23 protein-coding genes are annotated in these 24,605 nt (G+C 64.6%); 12 read left to right on the top strand and 11 right to left on the bottom strand.

What is annotated here, in order from left to right; genetic code table 11:
* Nucleotides 1-5: 5 nt before the first annotated feature.
* Together ACR9Y6_RS11960 and ACR9Y6_RS11955 are read right to left on the bottom strand one after the other, a co-directional pair.
* Nucleotides 6-2,516, bottom strand: a complete 2,511-nt coding sequence (locus ACR9Y6_RS11960) for an LPS-assembly protein LptD (protein WP_481281483.1) — start codon at nucleotides 2,514-2,516, stop codon at nucleotides 6-8.
* Between the two features lie 144 nt (nucleotides 2,517-2,660).
* Nucleotides 2,661-3,221 carry a cob(I)yrinic acid a,c-diamide adenosyltransferase gene (locus tag ACR9Y6_RS11955; protein ID WP_481281482.1) on the bottom strand — a complete coding sequence of 187 codons (561 nt, stop codon included), beginning with the start codon at nucleotides 3,219-3,221 and terminating at the stop codon, nucleotides 2,661-2,663.
* Nucleotides 3,222-3,305: 84 nt separating this feature from the next.
* Between ACR9Y6_RS11955 and ubiH the strand changes: the two genes are divergently transcribed.
* The 3 genes from ubiH to ACR9Y6_RS11940 all read left to right on the top strand — a co-directional run bounded on the left by ubiH (nucleotide 3,306) and on the right by ACR9Y6_RS11940 (nucleotide 6,585).
* Nucleotides 3,306-4,514, top strand: a complete 1,209-nt coding sequence (gene ubiH / locus ACR9Y6_RS11950) for a 2-octaprenyl-6-methoxyphenyl hydroxylase (protein WP_481281481.1) — start codon at nucleotides 3,306-3,308, stop codon at nucleotides 4,512-4,514.
* A complete protein-coding gene (locus tag ACR9Y6_RS11945) occupies nucleotides 4,511-5,728 on the top strand; it encodes an FAD-dependent oxidoreductase (RefSeq protein ID WP_481281480.1) in 1,218 nt (405 codons plus the stop codon). Before ubiH ends, ACR9Y6_RS11945 begins: the two co-directional genes overlap by 4 nt.
* Nucleotides 5,729-5,799: 71 nt before the next feature.
* Entirely contained in the window at nucleotides 5,800-6,585 is a 786-nt protein-coding gene (locus ACR9Y6_RS11940; protein WP_481281479.1) for a dienelactone hydrolase family protein, read from the top strand.
* Here ACR9Y6_RS11940 and ACR9Y6_RS11935 read toward each other — a convergent pair.
* The gene (locus ACR9Y6_RS11935; RefSeq protein WP_481281478.1) at nucleotides 6,582-7,580 is read right to left on the bottom strand and encodes a polyprenyl synthetase family protein; all 999 of its coding nucleotides are present in this window, start codon (nucleotides 7,578-7,580) and stop codon (nucleotides 6,582-6,584) included. The two genes, ACR9Y6_RS11940 and ACR9Y6_RS11935, sit on opposite strands and share 4 nt — an antisense overlap.
* Before the next feature lie 290 nt (nucleotides 7,581-7,870).
* Here ACR9Y6_RS11935 and ACR9Y6_RS11930 point away from each other — a divergent pair, with 290 nt between their 5' ends.
* The 5 genes from ACR9Y6_RS11930 to ssb all read left to right on the top strand — a co-directional run bounded on the left by ACR9Y6_RS11930 (nucleotide 7,871) and on the right by ssb (nucleotide 12,907).
* Nucleotides 7,871-8,425: a fimbrial protein gene (locus tag ACR9Y6_RS11930; RefSeq protein WP_481281477.1), complete on the top strand. Its 555-nt coding sequence runs from the start codon at nucleotides 7,871-7,873 to the stop codon at nucleotides 8,423-8,425.
* A 72-nt stretch (nucleotides 8,426-8,497) separates the two neighbouring features.
* A complete protein-coding gene (locus ACR9Y6_RS11925) occupies nucleotides 8,498-9,238 on the top strand; it encodes a fimbrial biogenesis chaperone (RefSeq protein WP_481281476.1) in 741 nt (246 codons plus the stop codon).
* A gap of 139 nt (nucleotides 9,239-9,377) precedes the next feature.
* Nucleotides 9,378-11,669: a fimbria/pilus outer membrane usher protein gene (locus tag ACR9Y6_RS11920; protein ID WP_481281475.1), complete on the top strand. Its 2,292-nt coding sequence runs from the start codon at nucleotides 9,378-9,380 to the stop codon at nucleotides 11,667-11,669.
* A 53-nt stretch (nucleotides 11,670-11,722) separates the two neighbouring features.
* Nucleotides 11,723-12,184 (top strand): fimbrial protein, encoded by a 462-nt coding sequence (locus ACR9Y6_RS11915; RefSeq protein WP_481281474.1) that lies wholly within the window; start codon nucleotides 11,723-11,725, stop codon nucleotides 12,182-12,184.
* Nucleotides 12,185-12,340: 156 nt separating this feature from the next.
* Nucleotides 12,341-12,907 carry a single-stranded DNA-binding protein gene (ssb, locus tag ACR9Y6_RS11910; protein WP_481281473.1) on the top strand — a complete coding sequence of 189 codons (567 nt, stop codon included), beginning with the start codon at nucleotides 12,341-12,343 and terminating at the stop codon, nucleotides 12,905-12,907.
* A 185-nt stretch (nucleotides 12,908-13,092) separates the two neighbouring features.
* On the opposite strand, the gene ACR9Y6_RS11905 is transcribed toward ssb, so the two are convergent.
* Both ACR9Y6_RS11905 and ACR9Y6_RS11900 read right to left on the bottom strand, forming a co-directional pair.
* Nucleotides 13,093-14,034, bottom strand: coding sequence for an N-acetylmuramoyl-L-alanine amidase (locus ACR9Y6_RS11905; RefSeq protein ID WP_481282724.1), 942 nt, complete (start codon nucleotides 14,032-14,034; stop codon nucleotides 13,093-13,095).
* A gap of 30 nt (nucleotides 14,035-14,064) precedes the next feature.
* Nucleotides 14,065-14,652 (bottom strand): hypothetical protein, encoded by a 588-nt coding sequence (locus ACR9Y6_RS11900; RefSeq protein ID WP_481281472.1) that lies wholly within the window; start codon nucleotides 14,650-14,652, stop codon nucleotides 14,065-14,067.
* A gap of 308 nt (nucleotides 14,653-14,960) precedes the next feature.
* Here ACR9Y6_RS11900 and ACR9Y6_RS11895 point away from each other — a divergent pair, with 308 nt between their 5' ends.
* Entirely contained in the window at nucleotides 14,961-15,743 is a 783-nt protein-coding gene (locus ACR9Y6_RS11895; protein ID WP_481281471.1) for an alpha/beta hydrolase, read from the top strand.
* Between the two features lie 22 nt (nucleotides 15,744-15,765).
* On the opposite strand, the gene ACR9Y6_RS11890 is transcribed toward ACR9Y6_RS11895, so the two are convergent.
* A complete protein-coding gene (locus ACR9Y6_RS11890) occupies nucleotides 15,766-16,227 on the bottom strand; it encodes a PA2169 family four-helix-bundle protein (protein ID WP_481281470.1) in 462 nt (153 codons plus the stop codon).
* Nucleotides 16,228-16,397: 170 nt separating this feature from the next.
* Between ACR9Y6_RS11890 and ACR9Y6_RS11885 the strand changes: the two genes are divergently transcribed.
* Nucleotides 16,398-17,210 (top strand): SDR family NAD(P)-dependent oxidoreductase, encoded by an 813-nt coding sequence (locus ACR9Y6_RS11885; protein ID WP_481281469.1) that lies wholly within the window; start codon nucleotides 16,398-16,400, stop codon nucleotides 17,208-17,210.
* 101 nt (nucleotides 17,211-17,311) lie between these two features.
* Nucleotides 17,312-19,654 carry a S9 family peptidase gene (locus ACR9Y6_RS11880; protein WP_481281468.1) on the top strand — a complete coding sequence of 781 codons (2,343 nt, stop codon included), beginning with the start codon at nucleotides 17,312-17,314 and terminating at the stop codon, nucleotides 19,652-19,654.
* Between the two features lie 201 nt (nucleotides 19,655-19,855).
* On the opposite strand, the gene msrB is transcribed toward ACR9Y6_RS11880, so the two are convergent.
* The 4 genes from msrB to ACR9Y6_RS11860 all read right to left on the bottom strand — a co-directional run bounded on the left by msrB (nucleotide 19,856) and on the right by ACR9Y6_RS11860 (nucleotide 22,616).
* The gene (msrB, locus tag ACR9Y6_RS11875) at nucleotides 19,856-20,443 is read right to left on the bottom strand and encodes a peptide-methionine (R)-S-oxide reductase MsrB (protein ID WP_481281467.1); all 588 of its coding nucleotides are present in this window, start codon (nucleotides 20,441-20,443) and stop codon (nucleotides 19,856-19,858) included.
* An 85-nt stretch (nucleotides 20,444-20,528) separates the two neighbouring features.
* Entirely contained in the window at nucleotides 20,529-20,876 is a 348-nt protein-coding gene (locus ACR9Y6_RS11870; protein WP_481281466.1) for a glycine zipper 2TM domain-containing protein, read from the bottom strand.
* Nucleotides 20,873-21,820, bottom strand: a complete 948-nt coding sequence (locus tag ACR9Y6_RS11865) for a YihY/virulence factor BrkB family protein (protein WP_481281465.1) — start codon at nucleotides 21,818-21,820, stop codon at nucleotides 20,873-20,875. Before ACR9Y6_RS11865 ends, ACR9Y6_RS11870 begins: the two co-directional genes overlap by 4 nt.
* Nucleotides 21,821-21,911: 91 nt before the next feature.
* Nucleotides 21,912-22,616, bottom strand: a complete 705-nt coding sequence (locus ACR9Y6_RS11860) for an HAD family hydrolase (RefSeq protein ID WP_481281464.1) — start codon at nucleotides 22,614-22,616, stop codon at nucleotides 21,912-21,914.
* 167 nt (nucleotides 22,617-22,783) lie between these two features.
* Between ACR9Y6_RS11860 and ACR9Y6_RS11855 the strand changes: the two genes are divergently transcribed.
* Complete coding sequence (locus ACR9Y6_RS11855) at nucleotides 22,784-22,975, top strand: CPXCG motif-containing cysteine-rich protein (RefSeq protein WP_306850833.1); 192 nt, start codon at nucleotides 22,784-22,786, stop codon at nucleotides 22,973-22,975.
* A 202-nt stretch (nucleotides 22,976-23,177) separates the two neighbouring features.
* Here the strand turns inward: ACR9Y6_RS11855 and ACR9Y6_RS11850 are convergent, their stop codons facing one another.
* Nucleotides 23,178-24,518 (bottom strand): carbohydrate porin, encoded by a 1,341-nt coding sequence (locus tag ACR9Y6_RS11850; RefSeq protein WP_481281463.1) that lies wholly within the window; start codon nucleotides 24,516-24,518, stop codon nucleotides 23,178-23,180.
* Between the last annotated feature and the right edge of the window lie 87 nt (nucleotides 24,519-24,605).

Below are 24,605 nucleotides of genomic sequence, written 5' to 3'. Positions count from 1 at the left end.
CCCATTTATTGATAGCCAAGGATAGCACGCCGCAGGTATTGGCCCGATTGCGGGTTGAGCGAGCCAATGCCCTTGAATTCCACCTCGAACATGATCGCGTTGTCCGTGGCCCGCAGGTAGTCGTGCACGTAGTGGCGGCCGAGCACGCGGAACGCGACGCAGCAACTGTCGTACTCGACGCCCACGGCGGCCTCGAGGGTCCGGTGCGAGAACGTGAAGGAGGTGAAATCCCGTCCGTTGTAGGTGACAGGCAGCACGTCCCGGCGGGCGAAGACCCAGCGGGCGAGCGCCCGCCACCGCTCGGACACAGGAAAGACAACGGACGTGTCGAATTGTTCCATGGTGTTACGGCGGTACCGGTACGAGAAATTGACGATGCCGTCGTTCTTGATCCGGCGTTGGATCTGCACCGTTGCCAGGTCGGTGTCCCGGCCCTGGTCGACGTACACGCCCTTGTCGTTCGGATACGGCGAAGGTTTCTTGTTCGGATTCCACTGGTAGGAGCTGTTCAGGCGCCACTTGTCGTTGAACTGGATGGCGAGCTGGGCCACGTAGTCCGAACGACTGAAGTCGGTGGGCGCGACCCCCGGCATCTGCACCTTCTGGTCGCTGAAATACTTGATCTGGCCGACGCTGGCCGACAGCCTTTCCACGCCGGTGTCGTCGAGCAGGCGGGTGGTCAGGGCCGCGGTCAGGTTGTTCGCGTCCATCTGGCGGTCGGCGCCGGAGAACCGGTTGGTGGTGAACAACTGCCAGAAGTCGAACGACATCTCATTGGTGTCGAAGGTCGGCAGGTTGTTCTGGTTCCGGTAGGGTACATACAGGTAATACAGGCGCGGCTCGAGGGTCTGGGTATAGTTCGTGCCGAACAGGCTGGTCTGTTTGTCGAAGATCAGGCCGGCGTCGAGGCTGCTGATCGGTACGGAGCGGGATGGGCTCTGCCGTGCGTAGTTGTACTGCGAGTAGTCGGAGTCCAGCCGGTAACCGGTGTAGCGGTATTCGACGCGCGGCCGCACGAACCACGAGGCGCCCGAGAAGTCGGCCGCGAGATAGGGGGCGAGGTCGATGCGGTTGCCGTCGATCTGGCCGGGCGCGCGATCGACCTTGCGGAAGGCCACGGCTTCGGTGTCCACGCCCACGTCCAGCCAGTGGTTCAGCGGCGCCTGCAGGTTGAATGTTCCGCGCGGCCAGCGGCGGTACGGCACCACATAGTTCGGCAGGCCGGCATCCACGTTCTGGTAATCGTCGGCGCCCAGCGAGGCGCTCCAGTACTTGCCGCCCTTGCTGACGTAGGCACTGGACGAGAGGATGCCCACCGCCGACTGGTATAGGTCGTTGCTGAAGTCGCGGAAATACTGGTTGTCGGACGCGTGGTTGATGTTGGCCGCGAAGTTGAACCCGCCGCCGAGGTTGGTGGAATTGGTGATCTGGACCAGGTAGCGCTGTTTGGAGCCGTCACGGTCGCTGGTGCCGCTTTCGTCGTCGTCCGGACCCTTGTCGTGGGCCATGTACTGAAGGTTGAACGTGCCGTTCGACCGCGGCAGCAGGTAGCGGAACTCCGTGCCCAGCATGAATCCGCGATCACTGTAGTACCCGGGGGTGATCGTTGCATCGTAATTCGGCGCGATGTTCCAGTAGTACGGCAGGTTGAGGAACAGGCCCGAACGGCTCGACGAGCCGAAGGTCGGATACAGGAAGCCGCTCTTCCGCCGGTCGTCCAGCGGGAAGGTGAAATACGGCAGGTACATGAACGGCACGTCCTTGAAGCGCATCGTCGCGCTGCGTGCCTCGCCGACGCCGGTTTCCTTGTTGAGGTTGAGCGTCTTGGCGCGGAATTCCCACATATGGCTGCCGACATCGCAGGTCGAGTAGGAGGCCATGCGGAAGCGGCCGTGCTGCGGGTCGAGCACCTTGGCGTGGCTGGCCACGCCGTTGCCGCGCGACTGCAGTAGCTGATAGCGGACGTTATAGGCGTCGCCTTCGTTCGGCGTCGTCGTACCGGTCATGCGGTCGGCGGAGACCAGCATGCCCGCCTCTTGATACTTCACGTCACCCTTCGCGTCGTAGGCCGTGGAGTCTGAGTTGTACGTGACGTCGTTCGCTCGCAGCACCTGGTCGGCGCGTTCGAGGCGGACGCCACCGGTCATGTGATAGAGGTTGGGTTCCGGGCTCTCGACCTTGACGCCACTGGTGTTGCCGTCGTCGATGCCCGAGTGGACGTCGGTGACGGCGGTATCGCGCAGCGTACTGTCCTTGGTGATGCCCGGCTCGTAGAAATCGAGCATCGCGTTCGGCCGGCACAGCGCGTAGCTGATCGGCCGCGGTGGACAGATGAACGAACCGAGGGGGCAGGTTTCCGCGGCGACGGGCGTGGCTGGCGCGGGCGCGACGGCGTGTGTCTCTCCCTGTGCCGGCGCGGACTGCGCCTGTGCGTCCAGGGCGGCGCCCGCCACGATGAGGGCGACGGCGGTCGCCAGCAGGCGGCGTTTAGGCAGGATGCTGATGCGTGACGTCACAGGCTCGGTCTTGTCCGTTCGAAAGGTCGCCAACTTAGCAGAATCGCCAACCCCACCGCACGATGGCACGTCGCCCATGAGCATGACCCCTCGAAGGATGCGGCGGCGATCGCCGCACCGGCCGGACGAGCTTACACCGCCGGATCAGCCGCGCGGACGGCGCTCGTGCTGCCAGAGCACCTCGCCGTGGCCGCTGCGGCGGGCCAGCACGCGGGCGATGACGAAGAGCAAGTCTGAAAGCCGGTTCAGGTAGCGCTGCGCTTCCGGACGCACTTCCTCGACCCGGCCGAGGGCGACCACCTCGCGTTCGGCCCGGCGGCAGACCGTGCGGGCCAGGTGGCAGGTGGCGGCCGCCATGCCACCACCGGGCAGGATGAAGTCCTTGAGCGCGGGAAGGTCGGCGTTGAAGGCATCGAGCACCGTCTCGAGGCGGTCGATGTCCCGTGCCTGGACCATCGCCATGCCCGGGATGCACAGTTCGCCGCCCAGATCGAACAGCTCGTGCTGTATCTGGACGAGGGCCTCGCGGATGTCGTCGTCCACGCCGTCGGAGGCCATGATCATGCCGATGGTGCTGTTGAGCTCGTCCACGGTGCCGTAGGCGCCGACCCGGAGAGAGTCCTTGCCGGTGCGGCTGCCGTCGCCCAGGCCGGTGCTGCCGTCATCGCCGGTGCGTGTATAGATCTTCGAGAGTCGATTGCCCATCCACGCATTCTATCGGGGCTCATCGCCACTGCGGCAGGGGGCCGCAGGATCGGCGTCTTCACATGGCGAGGGTATGATCCGCGGATGAGCCCGTCCGAACCCATCCTCATCGTCGGCGGCGGCCTGGTCGGTGCCAGCCTCGCCATCGCGCTCGACACCGCCGGCCGCCCCGCCGTCCTTGTCGAAGCCTCCGCGCCGCGCGTGGGCGAGCAGCCCAGCTACGACGAACGCAATCTCGCCCTTGCCCGTGCGACCGTGAACGGCCTGGAGGCCATCGGCGTATGGAACCTGGCCCGGCACCGGGCCACGCCGATAACCCATATCCATACGAGCCGAGCCGGCGACTTCGGCAGTGTTCGCATGGACGCCGCAGTCGAGGGCGTCGACGCCCTCGGCTGGACCCTGCCGGCACGGGAACTGGGCGCGGCCTTGCTCCAGCGGCTGGAAACCTGCCGTCACCTGACCCGCCTGGCGCCCGCGCGGGTCGAGACCATCGAGCCGGTCGAGGGTGGCTGGGCGGTCACCATCGCGTCGAATGGGCAACGGCGTCGCCTGGAGACACCGCTGCTGGTAGGGGCGGATGGCACGGCTTCCTGCGTGCGCGCGCAATTGGGCATCGGTACCCGAGAGCACGATTACGGGCAGGCCCTGTTCGTCAGCACGATGACGCCGGGACGGGACCCTGCGGGCCGAGCGTTCGAGCGTTTCACCGACCAGGGACCCGTCGCGGTCCTGCCGCTCGCCGAACGGCGCATCGGCGTGGTCCTGACCGTGCCCGCCGAACGTGCCGACGAGGTGGCGGCCATGGATGATGAAGCCTTCCTGGCCCTCGCTCAGGAGCGTTTCGGTTGGCGCCTCGGGCGCCTGGAACGCCCGGGCAAGCGCTCTCCCTATCCGATTCGCCGGGTCGCCGCGGAATCCCTGACGGCGCCCCACGCCGTGTTGGTCGGCAATGCCGCGCAGACGGTGCATCCCATCGGGGCACAAGGGTTCAACCTCGGCCTGCGCGATGCGCTGACCCTGGCCGAGCTGGTGGTGGCCGCCGACGACCCGGGCGCCACCACTCTGCTCGACGAATATGTACGCCGGCGCACGCCGGATCGCGAGGGGACGATGGCGATGAGCCATGGCCTCGTGCGTCTGGCATGCATGGACCAGCCCTTGCTGGGGCCGCTGCGTTCGCTTGCCATGCTTGCGCTCGATCGCGTGCCACCGCTGCGCCATGCCCTGAGCCGGCGCGGGATGGGATTCCGCGCGAACGCGCCTTTCGCCGTGCGGGAGAAGACGCCGTGAACGATTCCCGGGCTAACGCCGTGCCTTCGCGCCGGCGCAGCGGTGGCCTTCTCGACGTGGCCGTGGTGGGCGGTGGCATGGTCGGCGCGGCGGCGGCGCTGGCCCTGGCTCGCGCCGGTTTCTCGGTAGCGCTGGTCGACGCACGCGAACCCGCTCCCTGGGCCACCGCGGACGAGGTCGACCTGCGCGTGGTGGGGCTCGCCCCGTCATCCATCGGCCTGCTCGATGAACTGGGGATATGGACCTCCGTCCAGGCCGCGCGTGCGTCCGCCTATGAGCGGATGGTCGTATGGGATGCGGAGAACGGCGCCACGATCCGTTTCGACGCCGCCGATGAAGGGCGTGACGTGCTCGGCTACATCGTCGAGAACGGGCTCGTGCAGGCGTCGCTCTGGCACGCGTTGGACGATGCCGGCGTGCGCCGTATCGTTCCCGCCGAGGTGGTCGCCTACGCGGTGCGCGAAGATCGGGCCCAACTGGAACTGGCCGATGGGCAGGTCGTTGCCGCCCGCCTGGTGGTGGCCGCGGATGGCGCGGAGTCACCGCTGCGCACGATGGTGGGTATCGGCACGCATGGGCGCGACTATGCCCAGCGTGCGGTGGTGGCGCATGTCGAGACGGCACGTCCGCATGAGCGGACGGCGTGGCAGCGGTTCCTGCCGACGGGGCCGCTGGCGCTCTTGCCGCTCGCCGATGGGCGCAGTTCCATCGTCTGGTCGTTGCCGGATGCCGAGGCGGCGCATGTGCTGGCTCTCGATGATGCCGGTTTCCGCGACGCGCTCGGCGTGGCCAGCGACTTCCGCCTTGGACCCATCGGCGCGATCAGCCGCCGCGCCGCCTTTCCCTTGCGCCTGAAGCTCGCCGATCGGTACGAAGCGGAGCGGCTGGTCCTTCTGGGCGATGCCGCACACGCGGTCCATCCGCTGGCGGGGCAGGGCGTCAACCTGGGCCTGCGCGACGTGGCCGAACTCCGCGATACCCTGGTCGACGCACGCGAAGCGGGCCGCGATATCGCCGCCGCGCACGTGCTGCGCCGCTATGCGCGCCGCCGCCGCAGCGCGGACGGGCTCGATGCCTGGTCGTTCGACGCCCTGGAGCGCGTCTATGGGTGGAAGGCCACGCCGCTGGTCGCCATGCGAGGGGTGGGCGTCCGCCTGCTCGACGCCTTCGGGCCACTGAAACGAAAGCTGGCCAGGCACGCGGCAGGGCTCTGAGGGCGGTCGCCACATTCCCTCGCCCGGGGAGGACGCCTATGCTTGGCGAACCTTCCATGGGAGCCACGCCGATGCGCCGTTCGCTGCTTGCCTTGTCCTTGCTGGTCCTCGGTCATGTCGGTGCCGCCTCGGCGGCGATGGTCGCCAAGCCGGTCCAGTGGACCGACCAGGGAGTGACCTACAAGAGTTTCCTCGTGTACGACGATGCCGTCGCGGCCAAGCGACCCGGCCTGCTCATGGTGCCCAACTGGTTCGGGGTGAACGACATGGCGGTGGCGAAGGCGAAGGAGATCGCGGGCAAGGACTACGTGATCCTGTTGACCGACATGTATGGCGGCGGCACGCGGCCGACATCGGAAGCCGAAGCGGGCGCCGCCGTGAAGCCGCTCTACGCCGATCGCAAGGTGATGCGGCTGCGCGTATCGCGGGCATTCGAAGCATTGAAGGCGCAGGCGAAGCACGCGCCCATCGATCCGGCCAGGCTCGCCGCGATCGGCTTCTGTTTCGGCGGCTCGGCCGTGCTCGACCTGGCTCGTGCCGGCGCGGATGTCTCCGCGGTGGTCAGCTTTCACGGCCTGCTCTCGACCGACGACCCGAAGCTCGCGTCGAACATCCACGCGAAAGTGCTGGCGCTCAATGGCGCCGACGACGCCAACGTTCCCGCCGAGCAGCGCGCCGCGTTCGAGGCGGAGATGCGTGACGCGAAGGTGGACTGGGCCTCCGAGGACTTCGGCGGCGCGGTGCATTGCTTCACCGAGAAGGAAGCGACGGCGGCGACGGGCAATTGCCGTTACGACGCGAAAGTCGCCCGACGTGCCTACGCCGCCATGCGGTCCTGGTTGAACGAGGCTTTCTAGAACCGCCGTTCGACCGAATAGTCGGCCAGTGCCGCGAGTGCGTCGCGGTAACTGGACGCGGGCAGTTCGGCGAGCGCCTCGCGCGCCGCCGCGGCGTGAGCCACGGCTTTTTCGTGCGTGCGTTCAATCGCGCCGGAGTCGCGTATGGCGGCGACGATGCGATCCAGTGAATCGAGCCCGCCATGCTCGATCGCGTGGCGCAGCGATTTCAACTGATCGGCGTCCGCCACCTGCATCGCGTAGATCAACGGCAGGGTGGGCTTGCCTTCGGCAAGATCGTCTCCGATGTTCTTGCCCAGCGTTTCCGCGTCGGAAACGTAGTCGAGCAGGTCGTCGGCGATCTGGAAGGCGTAGCCGAGTTCCATGCCGTAACGGCGCAGCGCGGCGACCTGCGTCTCAGGCAAGCCACCCAGCACGCCGCCGAGTTCGGTGGCCGCCGCGAAGAGCACGGCCGTCTTCCGTTCGATCACGGCGAGATATGCGTTTTCGTCGACGTCGGCGTTGCCGATGTTCAGCAGTTGCAGCACTTCGCCTTCGGCGATGGTATTGGTGGTGTCGGCGAGGATGCGCATGATCCGCATGTCGTCCAGTTCCACCATCAGCTGGAACGAGCGCGAGTAGAGGAAGTCGCCCACCAGCACGCTGGCGGCATTGCCCCAGAGCGCATTCGCCGTCTTGCGGCCGCGGCGCATGTCGGACTCGTCGACCACATCGTCGTGCAGCAGGGTGGAGGTATGGATGAATTCGACGATCGCCGCCAGCTTGGCATGCTGCTGCCCGTGATAGCCCGCGGCGCGCGCCGCCAGTACGTGGAGCATCGGGCGAAGGCGCTTGCCGCCGCCGGCGATGATGTGATCCGCGATGCGGTTGATCAGGACGACATCCGACGAGAGCCGATGGCGGATCAGTGCATCGACCTCCTTCATGTCTTCCGCCGCCAGGGCACGGACGCCAGCGAAATCGAGGAGGGTGGAACGAGCGGCGATGGATGACATGGACCAGGGTCGTATGCGGCAGGTGGATCACATTATAGGGGTAGCCCGGCCCATTCCGCGTCCACGGCCCGGGACGTCCTCGGCCCGGGTCGGAGCGGCATGCATCGCCCTTCACCTGCACCGGCTGCGGGCGGGCGCTTACGAAGACCGCGGAAGGGCCCGCAAGATGCTGCCGAAGGGGCATTTTTTTCAGAATTTACGTATCGCAACGGGGGCTTGGGATACGCAGACTTTCTGTGCGCGCCGATCGCTCCATTGCCGGCACGCCATCCCTTTTCCAGGAAGCCGCCATGTACAGAAAACGTAGCGCCATCGCCTTGCTCGCCACGGCCCTCATCATCTCCGTCCCACGTTCCCACGCAGCGAACGACGGCATCATCGACATCACCGGCCGCATCGTCGCCACGACATGCCAGGTGGAGGGGAAACCTCCTGGCGGCGGCGCGGCGACGAAGGCCGTGGACCTGGGCAGCATCAGCGCGGGTGCGCTGGCCAACCCGGGCGATACGGCCGGGGACCGTGGCTTCGTCATCCGTATTGGCGGTAACGACGAATGCACCAACGACATCACCGCGAAGATCCGTTTCGATCCCGCCAGTCCCGCCCTGGATCGCACCACGGGCCGTCTCAATGTCGATGCCGGCGATGGCGCGGCCACGAACGTGCAGATCCAGATGGCGAACCAGGACGGCACGCCCATCAACATGTACACCGAGGACTCCCAGGGCGTGAAGGTCACGGACCATGTCGCCGAAATCGGCCTGATCGCACGCTACTACAGCATGGGCGATGTCAAGGGCGGCACGGCTGCCTCCAGGGTGGGCTTCCAGGTCGTTTACGACTGAGCAGCCTGTGCATCGGGTGCCGGCCGGACCATCGTGCCGGTCGGCTCATGGAAGCGAGACGAAGGATTCCCCATGTTTCGAGCGAAGCCGACGATCCTGGCCATCGTCCTGGCAATGTGTGGCATGTCAGCGGCGAATGCAGCTGTTGTCATCGGCGGTACACGGGTGGTCTTCCCCGCACAGGTGCGCGACGTATCGCTGCGCCTGGAAAACAAGGGCGGCGATCCGGCACTGGTCCAGGTATGGGTCGATGACGGCGATGAGCGCTCCACGCCCACGAGCGCGCACGCGCCGTTCGCCATCACGCCGCCCGTGTTCCGCATCGACCCCGGCAACGGCCATGCCTTGCGCATCGTGCACGTGGGCGACGACCTCCCTCGCGATCGGGAGGCGCTCTACTGGCTCAACGTATTGGAGATCCCACCCAAGGCGTCGGACGTCGACGGTAAGAACGTGCTGCAGCTCGCGTTCCGTCATCGCCTGAAGCTCTTCCACCGGCCGAAGGGTCTTCCGTCGTCACCGGACCGCGCAGCGGCGACTTTGCGGTGGTCGATCGAGCGGGGTGCGGACGGCTCGTCGCTGAAGGTCGTGAATCCCTCGCCGTATCACGTCTCCTTCAACGCGGTCGACCTGCATGCAGGCAACGATGCCGGTTCGCCTGTGTCTCTGGGTGGTGGAATGGTGGCTCCGGGCATGTCGCTCGGTTTTCCCCTGCCGAAGGAAAAGGCCAACGTCGATGTCGCCAAGGTGGCTTTCGTGACCATCAACGATTTCGGAGCCACGGTCAGTGGCTCCGCAGCGGTGGATCGGTGAGCAGGGGAGCCTGTGCATGCCGGTTGTCGTCAGTCGGCGATGCCACCAGGGTTCGTCGCGCTTCACGGTCCCGTGGCGTATCGCTTTCGCCGGCTGCCTTGTCGTGGGATGTGCCGCCCAAGCGCAAGAAATACCCGAGGTGGAATTCGATTCGGCGTTCCTTCCCGTGGAAGAGCGTTCGACACTCGATCTGTCGCGTTACTCGCATGGCAACCCGGTGCTTCCGGGAAACTACGAAGTGGACATCTGGATGAACGGCGAGTGGCAGATACGCAAGAACGTCCGGTTCGAATCGAAGGCGGGCCGCGCGGACGCCACGCCATGTATCACGCATGACGAACTTCTATCTTTCGGTCTCTCTCCGACCGTACCGGGGACGCCTGCGGACGACCCGTGTCGATCGATAGGCGAGCGTGTCGATATGGCCACGTCGCGCCTCGATATCGGCGAACAGCGCCTTTACATCGAAGTGCCACAAGCGGTGATGACGCGCCGGTTCAGTGCGGCGGTTCCGCCTGCCCAATGGGACCAGGGCATCGGCGCGGGGCTGCTTGCATGGCGCACGAACGTTCGCCATGCGCCTTCCGCGAACCACCGCCGTAGTTCGGTTTTCATAGGCGCCGACGCCGGCTTGAACCTGGGCGCCTGGCGCGTGCGTCAAGCCGGCGCATGGTCGGGCCGGCGCTACCGCAATCGATATGGATTCGTCGAACGACAGTTGGGAGCGTGGCGCTCGCAGCTACGCATGGGCGATATCGCTCCGACCGACGACCTGTTCGCGCCCTTGCGACTGCGCGGACTCAGTATCGCCAGCGACGCACGCATGTCCGCCGACGCAACGGCCGGCTATGCGCCGCGAGTGACGGGAACGGCGGTCAGCCATGCGACGGTCAGGGTGACGCAGAACGGCATGCTGCTGCGCGAACTGACCGTTCCTCCTGGGGCTTTCGTGATCGACGATCTCTACGCCACCGGGCGTGGCGGCGACCTCGAAGTGGACGTCCTGGAAAGCGATGGCGTCCACAGGACCTTCCGCATACCTTTTTTTCCCGTACCCGAACTTCTGCGCGAAGGGCATACGAGCTATGCGCTCAGCGCGGGCAACGCCTTGGTGGGTCGCGGACGTACCGTGGCGCTGTTCCAGGCGAGTTGGCGGCATGGATTTCCGCATGACACGACCTTGTATACCGGCTGGCGTCAATGGCCACGCCAGGCTTCGGTAGTGCTGGGTGGGGCGGTCGATACCCTGGCGGGGGCTTTCGCCATGGATGTCACTCATTCCGTATCCCGGAATGGCCGGCATGGAAGCTTGTGGCGCCTGCGTCACGGCAAGCAATGGCGTGACGGGACGCTGGTCTCGGTGAGCATGGCGCGGGGGCGGGAAACGCCGCTGCCCACGCCGTCCAACGCCAGGAGCCGCCTTGCGTCGATGCGCCGGATCGACCTGGTCGCGCAGCGGGATCTCGGTGACGAGCGCGGCTCACTGAGCGTGAGCATCAGCCATGTTTCGCGCAAGCGCGCCGAAGGCACGACAGTCGATCACGCGATGTCGTGGACCCGAGGTTGGCGGCGCGCCACGATGGATCTCTCCCTGCGCCGGTCGCGCCACGATATGACGGGACAATGGACGCTTTCGGTGCCGCTTGGTACGGGGGCGTCTTCGACGACCCTGCATACGTCGCTGCTCGGCGAGCATTCGGGCGGCGCTCGTGTCGGCCTCAGCGGAAGCATGGATGACGACGGGACGATGTCGTACGGCGCGGCACTCGCGGGACACCGTCACGAAGGGCAGCGGCTCGATGCATCCTTGACCAAGGTGCTGCCGATGGGCGAGGTATCCGCGAGCATCGAAAGCACAGGTACCTCCCGGGGTGGTTCCCTTTCGGCAGCGGGCGGCGTCGTGTTCCATGCCGGTGGCGTCACGTTCGCACAGCGCCTTGGGGAGGCGACCGCCCTGGTTCGGGCCCGGGGAGCGGGGGGAGCCCGTGTGGGAGCCGGCCCGGGCATTCATATCGATCGCAGCGGCCACGCCGTTGTTTCCCATCTCACGCCCTTCCGTTGGAACAGTGTCGATCTCGATCCCTCGGGCCTGTCGTTGGACGTTGCCCTGGCCTCCACCCACCGGCGCGTGGCGCCGACGTCGGGTGCCGTGGTCCTGGTCCCGTTCGAGACGGACGTAGCTACCACGTTCCTCGTGACCGCGGCCTTCGCCGACGGGACCCCCCTGCCGTTCGCGGCTGAAGTGGTCGATGGCGCTGGCCGTTCCGTGGGTGTCGTCGGCCAGGCGGGTCGTGTCTTCCTGCGTGGTCAGGATGCCGGGGGCCAATGGACGGTGCGCTGGGAGGGCATCGATGGCCGTTGCGGCCTGCGGCTGCTTGCCACTACGAAAACCGCCGCCGGCGACGTCCGGCACATGGGAGTATGCGAATGAACACGATCCGGTTACACGTTCGAAAATGCGTTTCGACGGCCACGGCCCTCGCCATGGGCACGGCTGCCGTCGTCCACGCCGACGATCGCCTCGATTTCGAGGTGCAAGGGGCGGTGACCCCTTCCTGTGGTCTCGCGCTCAGCCGTGTCCGGATCGACCTGGACACGGTGGCGGCGTCCGAGTTGGGTGCCGTGGGCGACGGCAGTCGTTGGCGCGAGGCCAGTTTCACGGGGGTGGACTGCGTAGGTGCGACCAAGGCCAGCGTCACGATGCGTGCCGCCGCCCACCCGGCCGATCCCCGTTATATCGCTCCCGTGGGGGGCGCCGAGGGGGTGGCCATCGAGATGCGCACGGCGGATGGCCAGCCCCTGCCGCCTGACGGCTCCTCGCCTGTGGAATTCAGCTGGATGGGGGATGTCCCGGCGCTTGCCTTCCAGGCCCGCTATGTACGCGTGGGCCCACTCAAGGCCGGGGACGCCGTCGCCACGGCCCTGGTCCAGATCCAATGGGAGTGAGCCCGGGGCCTACGGCATGCGCAGGGCTCTCCCGTCACCGTACGGTTTGCCCTCCGCACGCCCTTCGACCAAACTAGCCGGTCCGACCCCGCAAGCCCCCGCCTCGGCGCTGGCTCGCTATCATGGGCGGGAAAGACACGCATACGAGGGAAATCCATGGCACGCGGCATCAACAAGGTCATCATCGTCGGCAATCTCGGCGCGGACCCGGAAACCCGTTACACCGGTAGCGGCACGGCGATCACGTCCTTGCGCATCGCCACGTCCGAAGCCTGGACGGACAAGCAGTCCGGCGAGAAGCAAGAGCGCACCGAATGGCACCGGGTGAAACTCTTCGGCAAGCTCGCGGAAATCGCGGGCGAATACCTGAAGAAGGGTCGCCAGGTCTATATCGAAGGCTCGCTGCGCACCGACAAGTACACCGACAAGGACGGCGTGGAGCGTTATTCGACCGACATCATCGCCAACGAAATGCAGATGCTCGGTGGCCAGGGCGGCGGTGAAGGCGGCGGTTTTGCCGGTGGCCAGGGCGGCGCTCGCCCGCAGCAGCAACCCCGCGGCAATTTCGGCGGCGGCGCGGGCGGCGGTGGCCAGCAACGCGGCAACTTCGGTGGCGGTGCGCGTGGCGGCGACGACTACGGCCAGCCGCGAGGCGGCAATGCACCGCAGCGTTCGGCTCCGCCGGCCAACGAAGGTTTCGACGACGACGATATTCCGTTCTAGATTCCATCTGAGATCGATTTGTAACGGTTGCAATTATAAGCCCCTGTTTGTGCAGGGGCTTTTTGCATGTCACGGATCGACTTCCCGTTTTGCTGGCCATTCAAAAGGCAACAGTTTCTAGCCTTGAAAACTAGTGCAAATGCTTCCGGCGTTTTGTGGATGCGGCATAGTTTCAACCGACATGCTTAGCCTTTAGGCTTACACGTCATAGCAACAGGGGTTTTTGCCTTGACGCCATCTGCATCAGTAAAGAAGGCATCCCACTTGGTGGTGAAGGGTTGGTCTTTCATCGCCATGCAGTCATAGCGAATGGACAATGGTGCAGCCGAGTCCTCGAACTTGCCATATCGTGGGGTGCAAGTAATGCCGGGCGAACATTCCGTGACAATCATCGCGTACTTAACGGGAAACCTTGGAGCTCCACTGAACACCACGTCTATTTCCACTGGTGTCTCCGAGACTAGACTCACTTCAGGGTGGGTGACAGTGAACTCTTCGCATCCTCTGCCTTCGCGAAACATGCGGTACCCCTTCTCAAGTCCCCGCATCGTGAGATCGCGGAAAACGTAGTTCCCGATTGCCGCGGCGTCTTCCTTGTTAGTGTGAAAGCCGATCTCTGCAACGATGCTTGGTCGCGTCGCATAAGTGTTCTCACCATATCGGCCCATGCTGGGCATGGACCCAACTGGAAAGTCTTCAAAAGAAGGGTTGGATTGCAAGCTCTCTTTGATGTAGCACAGCGCTGTGGTCGCAAGGTGCTCGTCCGCCTCCCGTCCTTTCGTATAAAAGACGCGAATGCCCCTTGTTTCGGGCGAAGTATCCGCGTTGGTGTGAAGATGGATGGCGGCATCCACCCCAAGATAATTCGCGTACAACGGGCGACTCCTGATGTCTTGGTTGTACTCTTCCATATCACCGCCCTCACCGGGCTTGCTATTCCATATTTCAGGCGCATCCGGAAGCATATCTTTGAGGAAGTAACGACTCGCCATGTCAACCCACGGTTTGTCGCTTTCAGCATGCCGTTCTCTCGACAGAGAGCGGGCCCGGAAGACTTCAGCATCGCTGCGGGAACTTAGATAAGTATTCAATGAGGCGGCAAATGCCGGCGTGGCAAAATCCTCGATGATTCCATTTATCGATGATCTCTGTGTGGTTCAGCCGTATTTCTTATGGAAATAGTATCCGTGACCGCCTGAGACGAGCACGCGGCCGCTTCCGGTATCAGCTCGATGAAATAACGCGTCTCGCTGCGACATCTCCGCTTGTTCTTTGAGCCCCCTTTCATAGGGGAAGTAGTCGAGAATGTCCCTTCCTTCGAAGGTGAAGTCCACGCTGCGAAGCGGACCGATTTTTTCCATGTAAGCATATACATTATTAGCCAGTGCATGGATGTGATCTTCGAAATCACCTCCGTAGTATGTAGGTACGTAGCCTTTTCCAAGCTCCACTACGAGCTCATCACCGGAATCATTAAAGGACACCTTACTCACCACGATAACTGGTGCCTGCCCTGGTATGCGTTCCTGTGCGTCGACCTGAGCCTGCAGTAATCCTCGTAAGATCGGCTCCAGGGAGGCACGATGATTGGCGGTAAGTTGGGTCGAATCCTCGGCAGGCCCAGCATCTGTCAGTGTTTCACTCCCCGGTTGTGCCGCTAGGGAATGTTCGATGGGCAAAATGGTTGCGGTACCGCAAAGGATGGTTGCATATAGTGCTTGCATCATCGTGGTCATGCTTTTCATTTTTATCTCTCCGGCGAATGAATCGACCTGATCGCATCGATCGAACGATGCGCGGCAATCGTCCGTCCTTCCGAAGATTCGCTACAGTCACCGACGCTCTCAGTAATCTGTCAGGACATGGAGATTTACATTCGAGTCATCGCTGTCGGCGTGTGCGCTGCCGACCCAAATACCCATAAGAAATCATAGGTTTTTGCCTTTCGGCGCAAGGTTCGCCAATACCGCCAGGCCGATAGAGCCAGAATCGGCACCACCGGGCGGGCTGCGCTTGCTCTTTCCGGGCTCCTTCCCTCAAGGCCCCCATTCCGATGAACAGCAAGAAAGGCGCGACCCTGCTCCTCTCCGCCGCGATCCTCCTCGGAGGCGTACTGGCCGGCGGTTCCGCCATGGCGGCGACCCCTGTGCGGAACATCGTCCTGGTTCACGGCGCGTGGGCGAACGGAAGTGGCTGGAAGCCGGTCTACGACATCCTGGTGAAGAACGGTTATCACGTGTCGGTCGCCGAGCATCCGCTGACCTCGTTCGCCGATGACGTGACCGCCGTCAAGCGTATCGTCGACATGCAGGACGGGCCGACGATCCTCGTGGGGCACAGTTACGGTGGTGCGATCATCACCGATGTCGGCAACGATCCGAAGGTGGTGGGCCTGGTGTACATCGCCGCGCACGCGCTCGACCAGGGGGAGACCGAAGTGGCCAACGGCAAGCGCTTCCCCAGTGCCACCAGCCAGACCAAGGACATCAAGAAAACTGCGGACGGTTTCCTTTATCTCGATCCCGCGAAATACCCGGCCGACTTCGCCGCCGACCTTCCGCCGCAGCAATCCACCTTCGAGGCGAACGCCCAGGGCTTCACGGCGGCGTCGGTGTTCGACACGCCCGCCGGTCATCCCGCCTGGAAGGACAAGCCGAGCTGGTACGCCGTGGCGACCGCCGACAAGATCATCAATCCCGACCTGGAGCGCATGTACGCCAAGCGCGCGCAGAGCCACACGATCGAGGTGAAGGGCGCGAGCCATTCGGTCTATCAATCGCGCCCGAAGGAAGTGGCGGCACTGATCGAACAGGCCGCCACCCAAGCCACTCCGTGACGGAGTGGCGCTGGCTCAATGATCAGTGCGTCGAACCGTGCAGCGCGTGCTTGAGGTCGCGCATCTGGTCGTGCCCGTTCTTCACCGTGACGTAGGCTTCGTTGATCAGTGAGCGTGTGCCTGCGGTCACGTCGTTGTCTTCCAGGGCGTGCTCGTACTTCGCCTTGATGTGGTCTTCGCCACGCTCGACCTCGTCGACGATGGCGGTGTCGTCCCGGGAACTCATTTTCGAGCGCAGCTCCACGAACATGCGGTGCGCCTTGGCCAGTACGGAGCCGTCGTCTTCCGGCTTGCCGCCGAGCGAACTGACCTGCTGTTGCAGGCGACGCGCCAACTGGCGGCGCTCGGCCGCGCGCTGCTGGAACGAGGCGGCATAACGCGTATTTCCGGCATCCTTCGCCGCCTCGCCATAGCCTTCGGCGCTGTCGATGGTGGTTTCGATCAGGGTGTTGAGAACCTTGATGTCATGGTCGGTGCTTGTCATGGTCGTGGACTCCTCGTGATCGACGGGATCGTTCGTAGGGAGCACGAGCTTCGTGGCCAGGGGGTGCACGAAAGCGTGAAAGGCGCGTCGCGCCGGCAACGACGACCGCCTCTCGTTCATGCTCCGCCGGTGCATACTCCTGCTCACACAGGTTGCACGGGAGAGCACCCATGACATCCAATCGTCGCGCCCTGGTCACGGGCGCATCGGCAGGGATCGGCGAGGCTTTCGCCCGCGAACTCGCCCGCCGCGGCCATGACCTCGTGCTGACGGCACGCCGGGCCGACCGCCTCGAAACGCTGGCCAAGGAACTGCGTGAACGCCACGCCGTCGAGGCGGTCGTCGCGCCGCTGGATCTCGCCCGGCCGGACGGCCCGGAGGCGCTGGTGGCGGCGCTCGACGCCCAGGGCTTGTCGATCGATGTGCTGGTCAACAACGCCGGCTACGGTGTCACCGGCTATTTCGACGAGCAGCCGTGGCCGACGCATGCAGCCTTTATCCAGGTATTGATGACGGCACCCACCGAATTGGCGTATCGCTTGTTGCCGGGCATGAAGGCGCGTGGCTATGGCCGGATCGTCAACGTCGCCTCGCTCGCCGGCCACGTGCCCGGCTCCGCCGGCCACACGCTGTATGCGGCGTCGAAGGCCTACCTGATCAAGTTCTCGCAGTCACTGGCGCTGGAAGGCAAGGGTACGGGCGTGCACACCACCGCGGTTTGTCCTGGCTTCACCTATTCCGAATTCCACGATGTCACCGGTTCCAGGGAACTGGTCTCGAAGATGCCCGGCTTCATGTGGATGGATGCGCAGACGGTCGCCCGGCAGGGGCTGGACGCGGTGGAGGCGGGCAAGGCCGTGTACGTGAACGGCGGGGTGAACAGGGCCATCAAGGGCCTGTTCAAGCTGATGCCGGACAGCCTCGCCCTGAAGATGGTGGAGCGCCAGGGCCGGCGTTTCCGCACCGGGCCACGCAACGCCTAGCCCACCCATGACCTCTGGCATAGGCCCCGTGGGCCGCCGGGGGCTAGCCTCGTCCGGTTTGCGGCGCTTTCCGCGCCGCCCTGCCGTCACGGGGACCATCGATGTCGATCACACGCAACGCGGCGCTTTCCGGCGCCGTCCTCCTCGGCCTGATCGGGGCCTCCGCCGCCTCGGCGCAGACCGTCACCACGGACGATTACCGGCGCGCGGACTCGTTCCTCGCCAACAACACCATGCCGCTGGTGGACCACTCGGTCCAGCGCGTGACCTGGATCGACGATGGCCACTTCTGGTATCGCGACCACGACAAGGATGGCGACCAGTTCATGAAGGTGGACGCCGCCACCGGCGAGGCCGCGCGCGCATTCGATCGCGACAAGGTGGCCGCGGCGCTTTCCGCCGCGACCGGCAAGAAGGTCGACGCGGCAAAGCTGCCTGTCACCGGCTTCGTCGTCCGTCCGGACGATGGCCTGGACATCACCTCGCACGGCAAGCGCTACGTCTGCGACAAGGCGGTCGGCAAATGCGAACTCGCCGCGGTGAAGAAGGACGCGAACGGCAAGGTCTACGGTGACGAGCCCGGCCTGAAGTCGCCGGACGGCAAGTCCGAGGCCTTCATCCGCGACTGGAACCTCTGGGTGCGCGATATCGCCACGGGTGCGGAAACGCAGCTGACCACCGATGGGGTCAAGGATTACGGCTACGCCACCGACAACGCGGGTTGGAAGCACACCGACGAGGCTATCCTGGTCTGGTCGCCGGATTCGAAGAAGATCGCCACCTTCCAGCAGGACCAGCGCAAGACCGGCGAAATGACCCTGGTCGGTGTCAACGTAGGGCACCCCAAGGTCGATACCTGGAAGTATCCGTTGCCGGGCGACAAGGACGTGACGATGATCGAGCGCGTCGTGATCGACGTGCCGACGAAGAAGGTCGTCCGCTTCAAGATGCCGCCCGACCAGCACCGCTCGACGATCTGCGACGACGTCTCGTGCAGCCCGGGCGTATGGGACGACGTACGTTGGGCCGCCGACGGCAAGAGCGTCGCCTTCGTTTCCACTGCGCGTGACCATACGCATGAATGGTTCCGCGTGGCCAACCCGGAAACCGGTGACGTCCGTACCGTATTCGACGAAAAGGCGAAGACCTATTTCGAAGGCGGCAACGACATGGCCAACTGGCAGTACGTGCCAGAGACCGACCAGGTGATCTGGTTCTCCGAGCGGAGCAACTGGGGCCATCTGTACATGTACAGCCTCAAGACCGGCAAGCTCGAACAGCAGATCACCAAGGGCGACTGGAACGTCACCCAGGTGCTGCATGTCGATCCGAAGACGAAGACGATCTGGTTCCGTGGCGTCGGCCGCGAGAAGGGCGTCGATCCGTACTACCAGCAGTTCTACAAGGTCGGCTTCGACGGCAAGGGCCTGACCCTGCTCACGCCCGAGAACGCCGACCACAGCGTGTCGATGTCGAAGGACGGCACGTACTTCTTCGACTCGTATTCGACGATCGACACGCCGCCCGTCGCCGTGGTGCGCCGCTCCGATACCGGGGCCACGGTGAAGGAGATCGCCCGTGCCGATATCTCGCGCCTCAAGGCCAAGGGCTGGGTGCCGCCCACCGCGTTCACGGTGAAGGCGCGCGACGGCAAGACCGACCTCTACGGCCAGATGTTCAAACCGACGAACTTCGATCCGTCGAAGAAGTATCCGCTCGTGGTCTACATCTACCCGGGCCCGCAGACCGGTTCGGTACGCACGCGCAGCTTCATCCCCTCGCATGGCGACAACCAGGCGCTGGCCGAGTTGGGCTTCGTCGTGGTGGCCGTGGATGGCATGGGCACGCCGTGGCGCTCTAAGGCCTTCCACGACGCCTACTTCAAGAACATCGGCGACAACACGCTGCCCGACCAGGTCGCGGCGGTGAAGCAGCTGGTGCAGAAGTATTCCTGGCTCGACGGCGATCGCGTCGGTATCTGGGGCCATTCCGGCGGCGGCAACGCCACCGCCACCGCCATGTTCCGCTATGCCGACGTGTTCAAGGTCGGTATCTCGGAATCGGGCAATCACGACAACCGCAACTACGAAGACGACTGGGCCGAGAAGTGGCAGGGCCTGATGGTCACCGACAAGGATGGCAAGTCGAACTACGACGATCAGGCGAACCAGAAGTGGGCATCGGGCCTGAAGGGCCATCTGATGCTCGCCCACGGTACTTCCGATGACAACGTGCCGCCCTACGAGACCCTGCTGGTGGTGGAGGCACTGATCAAGGCCAACAAGGACTTCGACCTGGTCATGATTCCCAATGCCCACCACGGTTATGGCGCGGCCACTCAGTACATGACGCGCCGCCGCTGGGATTACTTCGTGCGCTACCTGAAGGGTGAAACGCCCCCGAAGGAATTCGAACTGACGCCGATGACGCCCCCGGGCGGTTGAACCAGAAACCCCGCCTAAATGGCGGGGTTTTTTTGTACGGTGGGAGGCCGCCTGGTGGGAGCCGACCCTGTCGGCGATTCCGCGGCAGCGGGCCAGGTCGAGGCAAGCACCCATCGCCGACAGGGTCGGCTCCCACCAAGGGAGACTGGTTCCCACCAGGCAGGCCGTGGGAGCCGCTTCAGCGGCGATTACCGTCCTCGGCTAGGCCGCGTAGGCCACGAACCGCATCGCTGCCGCGTTCATGCAATAGCGCAGCCCGGTCGGATCGGGACCATCGTCGAACACATGGCCCAGGTGCGCGTCGCACCGCGCGCAGTTCACCGCCGTGCGCTCCTCGATCAGGCTGCGGTCGGTCTTCTCCGTGATGTTCCGCTTCGAGATCGGCTGGTAGAAACTCGGCCAGCCAGTGCCCGAATCGAACTTGGTCGCCGAATCGTAGAGGGCCGTGTCGCAACAGATGCACCGGTAGATGCCGTTGTCATGGCGGTCCCAGCCCTCCCCGGTATAGGCCGGCTCGGTGCCATCGTGGCGGGTGATGTAATAGGACTTGCTGCTCAGCTTCGCCTTCCACTGCTCGTCGGTGAGGACGATGCGGGGCTCGACGCAGGTCCCCAGCGGTTTCTTGTTGTTGCCGAAACAATCCAGCGTCACATTGCCGCCCTTGGGCACGGGCGCGTCGGCCGCCATCGCGGGCCGGGTGGCGCGCAGGACGAAAGGCAGGGAAATAGACGCGGCCGCCGTGGCGGCCAGCACGCCGAGGAAACGACGACGATCGGGATCGGTACGCATACAGCCTCCGGAAGCGGGAAAGGGCGCCAGGGCGCCCTTTCCATGAGACCGGCGCCACCGCCGTCCGCTTACACCCCCGCGACGCTCAGTCGTCCACCCAGCGGCAACGGCGCTCCGTGGTGTACGTCGCATTCTTGTCCTGGTGACTCTTCTGGATGCGGTTGCCGGCGTAGCCGCCGCCCACCGCGCCGGCCACCGTGGCCAGGGTCTTGCCCTTGCCGCCGCCGACCTGGTTGCCGATGAGGCCACCGGCCACGGCGCCGACGCCCGTGCCGATCAGGCGGTTGTCGTCCTTGGAGTTGATCTGCTTCACCCGGACGTTCTCGCAGACCTGGTGCTGGCTCCGCCGGGCCTGGGCCTCGGCCGGTGGCGTGGAAACAGCGGCCGTGCCGGCGATGGCGATCGCGGCGACGGCGAGCAGGTGGGTCTTCATGTCGGGTCCTCCTTCTCGGTGGCCTTCAGGGATACCGCCGGCTTCGTGACGGACGGGTCAATCCCGGGCGTTCGAGGCGTCCGCGTCGACATCGCATATGGCCGCGGTTTAATCGGCGTGCCTCGCTCCTCGGCCACGGCTTCCGTCAGTTCGGCGCCCAGCAGCAGGATCAGGGCCGAGTAGTAGACCCAGACCAGCAGGACGACGACGCCGCCCGCGGGGCCATAAGGGCCACCCACGTTGCTGCGGTCCAGGTAGATGGCGATGGCGAACTTGCCCACGGCGAAGAGCAGGGCGGTCAGCGTCGCACCGATCATCGCGTCACGCCATTCGATGATCGCGTCCGGCAACACCTTGTAGATCGCGCCGAAGATGAGGACGAAGACGGCCAGGGAGATCACGATCTCCAGGACCTGCCAGCCGGTGGTCCCGCCGCGGACGAACACGGCGATCAACGCGCTGGCGGAAAACGAGATCACCAGCAGGAAGGCCAGCGAGAGCAGCAGGCCCAATGCATGCATGCGCGCCCGCAGCCAGCCGAGAATGGCGCCCTTCGTCGATCCAGGGCGGGGTTGGAGGCTCCAGACCCGGTTCAGCGCACCCTGCAATTGCGCGAAGACCGCGGAAGCGCCGATCAAGGTGACGCCCAATCCGATCACGCCCGCCATGCTGCCGACGCTGGGACGCTGCCTGGCATTGTCGATCACCAATCGCACCGCCTCCGAGGCTCGTGGACCGACCAGTCCGTTGAGGCTGTCGATCAACTGCGCCTGCCATTCCGGCCGCAGCGAGGCCACGATCCAGAGCAGGAGGACCAGCAGAGGGGCGAACGACAGCGCCGAGTAGAAAGCCAGTGCCGCGGCACGGGTCATCAGTTCATCGTCACTGAAACCCCTCGCCGTGGTCCGGACCACGCGCCAGGCCAGGTGCAACCTCGAATCCATGCCCTACCTCCGTCTCGCCTGGGTGCAAGCTTCGTGCGGGACCTGCGAAAGAAACGTGGATCGCGAGCGCCGCGACCACGCTCCCATGCCATCACGCCCTGTGCATTCGTTCGATCGCGGCCGCGATACCGGTCGCATCGGCCACTTCGATCACCCGCTCGGTCATGGCGAACTCCGTCACCAGTTCGTGGGCCCAGGTGCTGTGATAAGGCATGTATACGCCCCAACCCCCAAGCTTGATCACCGGGACGATGTCCGACTTCAACGAGTTGCCGACCATGGCGAACCGATCCGGACCCACCTCGAACTCGCCGAACAACCGGGCATACGCCGCCGGGTCCTTTTCCGAAACGATCTCGATGCGATGGAAGATGTCCGCGAGCCCGCTGCGCGCGACCTTGTATTCCTGGTGGAACAGGTCGCCCTTGGTGATCAGGACCACGCGGTGCTTCGCCGCCACGGCTTCGACGGCCTCGCGGATGCCGGGCAGGAGTTCCACGGGGTGGGAAAGCACGTCTTTGCCCAGGCGCACGATGCGGTGGATGTCGCGCGCCTCGATGCGGCCGTCGGTCAGTTCGATCGCCGATTCGATCATCGACAGCGCCATGCCCTTCGCGCCGTAGCCGAAGAGGGCGATGTTGCCGCGTTCGGTGGCCAGCAAGGCGTCGCGGAGGCCTTTGGTGGTGAGGTCCACATAGCGGCCCAGGATGGCTTCGAACGCCTCCTGGGCCTGGTCGTAGAACTCCTGGCTGCGCCAGAGGGTATCGTCGCCGTCGAAGCCGACAAGATCGATCATGGGTGCAAGTCTCGTTTGTCGCAGCGGGATAGGATACAGCGAACCGAATCGCCGACAGGGTCGGCTCCCACCAGGGCATCGGCCCACCGAAGGCTCAGTCCAGGGTTGGCTTTCATCGGCTTTGGTGGAAGCCGACCCTGTCGGCGATGCCAATGGAGCGAGAGACCATGTTCAATTTCACCGACATCGCCTGCCCCTATTGTGGGGAAACCATCGAAGTCGCCGTCGACACCTCGGCAGGCAGCCAGACGTATATCGAGGACTGCCAGGTGTGCTGCCGCCCCATCGTGATGCGACTGGTGGTGGATGAAGGCGACGAGACCTTCGAACTCCATGCGTCGGCGGAGAACGACGGGTGAGGGAATCGCCGCTGAAGCGGCTCCCACACGGAGCCCCGCTGAGCCGTGGATTGCGAGGTTCACGAGGAGCCGCCTCAACAGCGATTCCCTCACGGGGTTCATGTGGGAGCCGCTTCAGCGGCGATAACGGGAAACGAAGAAGGCCCGGGTTTCCCCGGGCCTTCCCACTTCCAGCAAACGTCTCGACAGATGAGCGCGTCGTTTAGAACGCCACGCTCGTCTTCAGGCCCAGCACGAATGCGTCGTCGTTCTGCTTGCTGCCGCCCGGATCCTTGATGTACTGAAGGTTCGGGCGGATCGCGATCGAGGGAATCGGCGACCAGCTGTAGAACACTTCGGCCACCTTCTCGTAGCCGTCGTTGACGATGCCTTCCTGGCCCGGATGCGTCGCGTTGAACAGTCGCTGGTTCTTCGCGGCGTAACCGTTGGCGTGCGAACCACCGAGCGCCGCGCCGACGAAGTCGTTCGGGCGATCGAAGATGCCCTTGTACTCCACGCCGAGCGCGATCTGGTTGTTCGTCGCCGAGGTGGCATGATCGGCCGACGTGACATTCAGGAACACGGTGGCGCCCTTGCCACCGGCTTCACCGGTCACCTGCTGCTGGAACGTGATCCACGCACCCTTGCGCGAATCGTGCTGCAACGGATCGCCGCCGGCGATCGCCAACGGCTGGCGATCCTCGTTCAGGTACAGGTCGTCGCCCTTGGAAGTGTTGTACCAGACGCCCGCGCGGTACGAACCCGGCAGGCCGTTCACCATCGGCTTCCAACCGAACTCCAGCGGAATGAGCGCGCCGGTGGTGCCGCTCGGGAAGTTCGGCTTCAAGCCGTTGTGGCGCTGGTACGAATCGTCGACGTACTTCGGATTCATCTGGTACGCGGCGATCTGCACGAAGGTGTCCTTCGTGGTGTCCAGCTTCAGCACCGTGGCCCACTGGCTGGTCGGCCAGTTGACCCAGTAGTCGCCCACGATGTTACCCGGCTGCGCACCGCAGAACGTCAGGTTCTGGAAGTCGCACGAGAACTGGTTGATGTCCTCGCCGACCGGCAGGCGGCCGATCTTCCAGGTCAGGCGGTCGTTGAAGAATTTCTGCTCCAGCGAGAACACCGTCAGGTGCCAGGTCTGACCGCGTCCGTACACTTCCTGGATCAGCTGGTTGTTGCCGATGTTCGCGTCGGCACCGATGTTGCGGCCGTTACGATCGGTGATGACGATCTTGAACGTGGCTCCGGTCCAGCCCCACAGCTTCTGCAGGTCGAACGCGCTGCCGAACTTCCACTGGTCGGTATAGCGGGTGATGTTGCGATCGCCGCCGGAATAGTTGTGCGCGGCTTCGAAACCGTAACCGAAGTCGAACGAGATGCCCTTGTCTTCGAGACGCGTGCGTTCACCGCCCCAATCGCCGAACAGGTATTTGCTGCTCGCCATGGGGCTGGGGTCGGACCTCATCGAATCATCTTGCGCGTGTGCCGCGGTGGCGCCGAACGCGAGGCACGCGAGCACCAGTCCGGCAAGGGGACGCTTTTTGAATTGATTGCGCATGTACCCTTCTCCCTGAATAAAAATTATGCTTTTTCGTACTTGGCTTTTGATTATCTAAGTTGCAACGCACAATGTTCCCCATGCGTT

Source organism: Luteibacter sp. TLI7-4A (assembly GCF_056754745.1).
This window is presented reverse-complemented; position numbering and strand designations above follow the sequence as displayed.

Bases quoted from the DNA above. Each gene is read 5' to 3' on its own strand.
- ACR9Y6_RS11955 (WP_481281482.1), bottom strand. From the start codon at position 3,221: ATGGGCAATCGACTCTCGAAGATCTATACACGCACCGGCGATGACGGC.
- msrB (WP_481281467.1), bottom strand. From the start codon at position 20,443: ATGCGTACCGATCCCGATCGTCGTCGTTTCCTCGGCGTGCTGGCCGCC.
- ACR9Y6_RS11870 (WP_481281466.1), bottom strand. From the start codon at position 20,876: ATGAAGACCCACCTGCTCGCCGTCGCCGCGATCGCCATCGCCGGCACG.
- ACR9Y6_RS11855 (WP_306850833.1), top strand. From the start codon at position 22,784: ATGTTCAATTTCACCGACATCGCCTGCCCCTATTGTGGGGAAACCATC.
- ACR9Y6_RS11865 (WP_481281465.1), bottom strand. From the start codon at position 21,820: ATGGATTCGAGGTTGCACCTGGCCTGGCGCGTGGTCCGGACCACGGCG.
- ACR9Y6_RS11915 (WP_481281474.1), top strand. From the start codon at position 11,723: ATGGGCACGGCTGCCGTCGTCCACGCCGACGATCGCCTCGATTTCGAG.
- ACR9Y6_RS11930 (WP_481281477.1), top strand. From the start codon at position 7,871: ATGTACAGAAAACGTAGCGCCATCGCCTTGCTCGCCACGGCCCTCATC.
- ACR9Y6_RS11925 (WP_481281476.1), top strand. From the start codon at position 8,498: ATGTTTCGAGCGAAGCCGACGATCCTGGCCATCGTCCTGGCAATGTGT.
- ACR9Y6_RS11880 (WP_481281468.1), top strand. From the start codon at position 17,312: ATGTCGATCACACGCAACGCGGCGCTTTCCGGCGCCGTCCTCCTCGGC.
- ACR9Y6_RS11935 (WP_481281478.1), bottom strand. From the start codon at position 7,580: ATGTCATCCATCGCCGCTCGTTCCACCCTCCTCGATTTCGCTGGCGTC.
- ACR9Y6_RS11885 (WP_481281469.1), top strand. From the start codon at position 16,398: ATGACATCCAATCGTCGCGCCCTGGTCACGGGCGCATCGGCAGGGATC.
- ACR9Y6_RS11890 (WP_481281470.1), bottom strand. From the start codon at position 16,227: ATGACAAGCACCGACCATGACATCAAGGTTCTCAACACCCTGATCGAA.
- ssb (WP_481281473.1), top strand. From the start codon at position 12,341: ATGGCACGCGGCATCAACAAGGTCATCATCGTCGGCAATCTCGGCGCG.
- ACR9Y6_RS11860 (WP_481281464.1), bottom strand. From the start codon at position 22,616: ATGATCGATCTTGTCGGCTTCGACGGCGACGATACCCTCTGGCGCAGC.
- ACR9Y6_RS11895 (WP_481281471.1), top strand. From the start codon at position 14,961: ATGAACAGCAAGAAAGGCGCGACCCTGCTCCTCTCCGCCGCGATCCTC.
- ACR9Y6_RS11940 (WP_481281479.1), top strand. From the start codon at position 5,800: ATGCGCCGTTCGCTGCTTGCCTTGTCCTTGCTGGTCCTCGGTCATGTC.
- ACR9Y6_RS11850 (WP_481281463.1), bottom strand. From the start codon at position 24,518: ATGCGCAATCAATTCAAAAAGCGTCCCCTTGCCGGACTGGTGCTCGCG.
- ubiH (WP_481281481.1), top strand. From the start codon at position 3,306: ATGAGCCCGTCCGAACCCATCCTCATCGTCGGCGGCGGCCTGGTCGGT.
- ACR9Y6_RS11900 (WP_481281472.1), bottom strand. From the start codon at position 14,652: ATGAAAAGCATGACCACGATGATGCAAGCACTATATGCAACCATCCTT.